Origin of the sequence: Streptomyces sp. NPDC005728, assembly GCF_040630895.1 — a bacterium.
Classification (GTDB): domain Bacteria; phylum Actinomycetota; class Actinomycetes; order Streptomycetales; family Streptomycetaceae; genus Streptomyces.
On sequence record NZ_JBEXYL010000308.1, the window covers coordinates 1 to 1,062 of the forward strand.

The following is a 1,062-nucleotide window of genomic DNA, read 5'->3' on the forward strand; positions in this document are numbered from 1 at the left end:
TCCCGTCGTGGTCTTCGGGACACCGGCAGCCGCGCGGACGGACTGGGTATCGATGATCACGAGGGACGGGTCCTCTAATCGCCGGGCTCTCTCCCGTACCTGGCAGCGCAGGAGTTCCTGGATCCGCTGGTCGAGCCCGTCCTCGCGCCACAGGCCGAAGTAGTAGAACACCGCCGACCAGGCTGGGAAGTCGTGGGGCAGATAGCGCCACTGGCAGCCCGTCCGTTCTGATAGAAGATCGCGTTCACTACCTCCCGCAGATCGCAGGACCCGGGATCTCCGGTCGCCGACCGCGCCACCCGCTCCTGCTTCCAGGCCGTGATCATCGGCTCGATCAACGCCCACTGCTCGTCCGCTAAGTCGCTCGGGTACGGCTCTCGCTTCATGCCCCGCATCTCAACATGGACATGCCCAGCAGGCGCCCCTGCGTGACGATCAGTACCACGATCGAGCGATCACGAACCGAGAGAGATCGGACTTAACGTCCGCTCAAAAGACGAACTTCAGACACCACCGGCGGACCGTCTCGTAAGAGGCGATCACGCCCCGTTCGAGCATCAGCTCCTCCACCTCACGGAAACTGAGCGGGAAACGGAAATACAGCCGCACACAGTGCGAGATGACCTCTGCCGGGTACCGGTGATTCTTGTACGACGGCGCCGACACGACGGCTCCCCTCCGGACACGGACAACCCGAAGATCATCCCACCCCGCCACCGACAACGTGACAACGCCCTCGGCCGTGTACCGCTTGCTTATGTTGCTCTTCTTGCTCACTACCTGGAACTGCTTTCTCCGGGACCTACCGTCCCAGTATCAGGCTGTCCAGCTCAGCGGGGGAACTTCAGTGCGCGGCCTGCCAGGGTGCCGTGCCAACCCGTCTGCGGACAGACAGCGACGGTCCCCGCCGCTGCCCGGGCTTGCAGCTCCTTGTCGCGGGCGAGGGGCCGTGAGATGCGCGTCCTGTGGGTGTGTCAATTTAACGGCTGATCTTGGTTGTTGAGGTTCAGTTGTTGGCTGGGGTGAGCCGGCCTTCGAAGGCGATCTGGAACGCGTTCAGGG

Annotated in this window: 2 pseudogenes; both read right to left on the reverse strand. The window is 63.5% G+C overall.

Features of this window, described 5'->3' with window-relative positions:
- Positions 1–386 (reverse strand): annotated as a pseudogene (locus tag ABZ471_RS48815) (transposase); the annotation flags it as partial.
- 112 nt (positions 387–498) lie between these two features.
- Positions 499–666, reverse strand: a pseudogene (locus ABZ471_RS48820) (IS6 family transposase); the annotation flags it as partial.
- Between the last annotated feature and the right edge of the window lie 396 nt (positions 667–1,062).